This is a genomic window from Vibrio sp. 10N.222.48.A3 (assembly GCF_041475345.1).
Classification (GTDB): Bacteria; Pseudomonadota; Gammaproteobacteria; order Enterobacterales; family Vibrionaceae; genus Vibrio; species Vibrio tasmaniensis_A.
In genome coordinates this window covers 1-4,067 of the sequence record NZ_JBFRVX010000713.1, presented here as the reverse complement: position 1 = coordinate 4,067, position 4,067 = coordinate 1, and the positions used below count along the sequence as shown (strand labels likewise).

Here is a 4,067-nt window from a genome sequence, read left to right as displayed (position 1 = left end):
TTACAGCACTCTTGGTGGTGTATGTCTAAACGTTGGTTGTATTCCATCAAAAGCACTTCTTCACGTATCTAAAGTAATTGAAGAAGCAAAAGCGATGGCAGAGCACGGCGTTGTATTCGGCGAGCCACAGACGGACATCAGCAAGATCCGTATCTGGAAAGAAAAAGTAGTTGATCAACTGACTGGCGGTCTTGGCGGTATGGCTAAGATGCGTAACGTTACAGTTGTTAACGGTTTTGGTAAGTTCACTGGTCCTAACAGCATTCTTGTTGAAGGCGAAGGCGAAGCAACGACAGTTAACTTCGACAACGCAATCATTGCTGCGGGTTCTCGCCCAATCAAACTTCCGTTCATCCCACATGAAGACCCACGTATTTGGGACTCTACGGATGCACTAGAGCTAAACGAAGTGCCAGAAAAACTGCTTATCATGGGCGGTGGTATCATCGGTCTTGAGATGGGTACGGTTTACCACTCTCTAGGTTCTAAAGTTGAAGTTGTTGAGATGTTCGATCAAGTTATCCCTGCTGCGGATAAAGACATCGTTAAAGTATTCACTAAGCGCATTAAAGATAAGTTCAAGCTAATGCTTGAAACTAAAGTGACAGCGGTTGAAGCGAAAGAAGACGGTATCTACGTTTCAATGGAAGGCAAGAAAGCACCAGCAGAAGCTGAGCGCTACGATGCTGTTCTTGTTGCTATCGGTCGTGTTCCAAACGGTGCACTTATCGACGCTGAAAAAGCGGGTATCGAAGTTGATGAGCGCGGTTTCATCAACGTTGATAAGCAAATGCGTACTAACGTTCCTCACATCCACGCGATCGGTGATGTTGTTGGTCAACCAATGCTTGCTCACAAAGGTGTGCATGAAGGTCACGTAGCTGCTGAAGTTATCTCTGGTAAGAAGCACTACTTCGATCCTAAAGTAATTCCATCAATTGCGTACACTGAGCCAGAAGTAGCTTGGGTAGGTAAGACTGAGAAAGAAGCGAAAGCGGAAGGCCTGAACTACGAAGTTGCTACTTTCCCTTGGGCTGCTTCTGGTCGTGCAATCGCTTCAGACTGTGCTGACGGTATGACTAAGATGATCTTCGATAAAGAGACTCATCGTGTAATCGGTGGTGCTGTTGTTGGTACTAACGGTGGTGAACTTCTTGGCGAAATCGGCCTAGCAATCGAAATGGGTTGCGATGCAGAAGATATCGCACTGACTATCCACGCTCACCCAACTCTACACGAGTCTGTTGGTCTTGCTGCGGAAGTATTCGAAGGTTCAATCACTGACCTTCCAAATAAGAAAGCAGTGAAAAAGAAGAAGTAATTCTTTTTTTAGCCACTCGCTAATGTTTTTAAAAGCCGCTGATTCGTCAGCGGCTTTTTAATGTCTGAAGAAAAGATGGTCGTCATGCTTGTAAGAGATCCCCAACTCGCTCGTCCCTCGCTCTTGAGGATGACGAAGTGAAGCGTAGTGGTTCTTTATATCCGTCATTCTCTAGAGTGACGAAGGAAGGAATAGGGAATCTGATTAGGTGAGAGGAAATAAAAAAGGGTTAGCGTAAAAGCCAACCCTTTAGTTTTGTTCGAAGATCGAATCTACTTATAAATGCACAGCATGTTCAAGTAGCTATCCGTCAAGGTCGAAAGTTCTTCTTGCGTATCTACACGTTTCGCTTGGATGAATAGAGAGTAGCAAATGCCGTGGAATAGATTTGCTAGGTGTTTAGGATCGTGATCGTCACAGACTTCGCCGCGTTCAATCGCCTTGCTAAACATGTTTTGTACTAACATCTGGTTAGTGCGGTTAGTGGTTACAAACAGAGGCCACACTTCATCGCGAGTTGATGCACTCCATTCGAACCATACATTTAACCAATTGCTATCTTGAGCCACTAACGTCACCATTTCAGTCGCAATATTATGTAGATTTTCTTTTGCGTGAATATCTAGGTCAATGTTGTCTGAAAGGAAGTTCGAGAATTGACGAACAACGTGGTTAAGTACTTCATCAACCAGATCTTCACGGGTAGGGAAGTAGTTAAATACTGTTGCTACTGACACCTGAGCGATGTCGGCAATATCAGCGTGTCCACCGCGGCCAATGCCACGGCGAGAGAATACTTCAAGTGCGATTTCCATCAATTGAAGTTTTCTTTTTAAGGGTGAAAGCCTAGTTCTAGGTCTCTTCGTTATTGAGTCCATATTGTTTTTCCTTGCCAACGAATTTTTATATTAATGATTTTATTATTATTTAAGCCAAGATGAGTGTAATGGTGCATATGTGAATGGTCAATCCCTTGTGCTTGTTTTATAGACAGTTACATCAAACTTGATACATAAAGCGTGATCAGTGTTGATGTGAAAGGATGCGAGTATTGGATAACGCACCAATGCACATTTCATTGAGAATCTAACAGTAAATTCGAAGCATAAGGTGGTGTGGGTATTTGAGCAGTGCTAGACTTACGCACAAAATTGAGCGACACAACTGACGAAAGTGTCAACATTCGTCGCAATCACCAAATAAAATGAGAGCAGTATGAAGCATACAGTTGAAGTCATGATCTCTGAGCAAGAAGTTCAGGATCGAGTGAACGAACTAGGCAAGCAGATCACGGAGCACTACCAAGGTAGCGAAGATCTAGTTTTAGTTGGCTTATTGCGCGGATCTTTTGTCTTTATGGCGGATCTTGCTCGTGCTATCGATTTAACTCACCAAGTGGATTTCATGACTGCGTCTAGCTACGGCAACGGCATGGAAAGCTCACGTGATGTTCGTATTTTGAAAGACCTTGATGATGACATCCAAGGTAAAGATGTTCTACTTGTAGAAGACATTATCGATACTGGTAACACGCTGACTAAAGTAAAAGAAATTCTGAGCCTGCGTGGTCCTAAATCTATCGAAATTTGTACGTTATTAGACAAGCCTTCTCGTCGTGAAGTCATTGTAGACACAAAGTGGATTGGTTTTGAAATCCCAGATGAATTCGTTGTTGGTGTGGGTATCGACTACGCACAAAAATATCGTCACCTACCGTACATCGGTAAAGTTGTACCTCAAGAGTAATAACGACTCTGTTGAACACAAACAAAAAAGGCTCGCAAAACGCGAGCCTTTTTTATATCTATTCTTTCTTATATCTATTGGTTAGACGTTAAGAATTAACCTAGGATTGGAGACGATAGGATTTTATCAAGCGCCGCTAAATGGCTGTTTTCTAAAGTATCATTACTTGAGCAACGAACACCAAGATCTTGCAGCTTGCCATTACCAATACCATAAACCACACCGTGGATTTCAATATCTTGTCCACGTTCCCATGCGCTTTGCATGATGGTCGAGTTACCAAGATTGTAGACTTGTTCTGCAACGTTAATTTCGCATAACTTGTCACCCCATTGTTCACGAGGCAGAGATTCAATTTGCTTACGGTACTTAAGATAGTTATCGCGTATGTGGAGTAGCCAGTTGTTGATAAGACCCAGTTTAGGGTTATCTATCGCTGCGTTAACACCGCCACAGCCGTAGTGACCACAAACAATAACGTGTTTCACTTTGAGTACATCGACAGCGTATTGCACTACTGATAAGCAGTTTAGGTCGGTATGAACTACTTGATTAGCGACATTTCGGTGAACAAACAGTTCGCCAGAATACAAACCAGTGAGACGCTCGGCTGGAACGCGGCTATCTGAGCAGCCTATCCATAGAAAACCAGGGCTTTGACCCTCTTCAAGCGTTGTAAAATACTCTGGTCGTTGAGAGCGAATTTCTTCTGACCATTTAGAGTTGTTTTCAAAAAGCTGTTTAATCTCTGGCATTTTGCGTCTTACATCCCTTAATTAAGAACTCTAACTATACACAATGTTACAAATTCAATCTTGTAAAAACTGTGTCAAATAGTACTCATCTGACGTGTACTAGTCGTTAAAATCATTAACTTAGCGTAAAAGGCATAATCCGAATATAAGAGACGAATAGTGTGATTAAATTAACACTTTCTGAACCGTTGATACATTTGTTAAAGTGATAAGGTTTGTCATTTCATCATCAGGAAGGTGTGTTT

General features: G+C 42.5%; 4 protein-coding genes. 2 read left to right on the top strand and 2 right to left on the bottom strand.

Features of this window, described 5'->3' with window-relative positions:
- Positions 1 to 1,321 (top strand): dihydrolipoyl dehydrogenase (lpdA, locus tag AB4653_RS18780; protein WP_372104976.1); only part of this gene is annotated, 1,321 nt, incomplete at its 5' end.
- Positions 1,322 to 1,593: 272 nt separating this feature from the next.
- On the opposite strand, the gene AB4653_RS18775 is transcribed toward lpdA, so the two are convergent.
- Positions 1,594 to 2,199, bottom strand: coding sequence for a LuxR/HapR/OpaR family quorum-sensing transcriptional regulator (locus AB4653_RS18775; protein ID WP_012604737.1), 606 nt, complete (start codon positions 2,197 to 2,199; stop codon positions 1,594 to 1,596).
- A gap of 337 nt (positions 2,200 to 2,536) precedes the next feature.
- Between AB4653_RS18775 and hpt the strand changes: the two genes are divergently transcribed.
- Positions 2,537 to 3,067 carry a hypoxanthine phosphoribosyltransferase gene (hpt, locus tag AB4653_RS18770; protein WP_009847591.1) on the top strand — a complete coding sequence of 177 codons (531 nt, stop codon included), beginning with the start codon at positions 2,537 to 2,539 and terminating at the stop codon, positions 3,065 to 3,067.
- 95 nt (positions 3,068 to 3,162) lie between these two features.
- Here hpt and can read toward each other — a convergent pair whose 3' ends face one another.
- Positions 3,163 to 3,822, bottom strand: a complete 660-nt coding sequence (can, locus tag AB4653_RS18765) for a carbonate dehydratase (protein ID WP_009847590.1) — start codon at positions 3,820 to 3,822, stop codon at positions 3,163 to 3,165.
- Positions 3,823 to 4,067 lie beyond the last annotated feature (245 nt).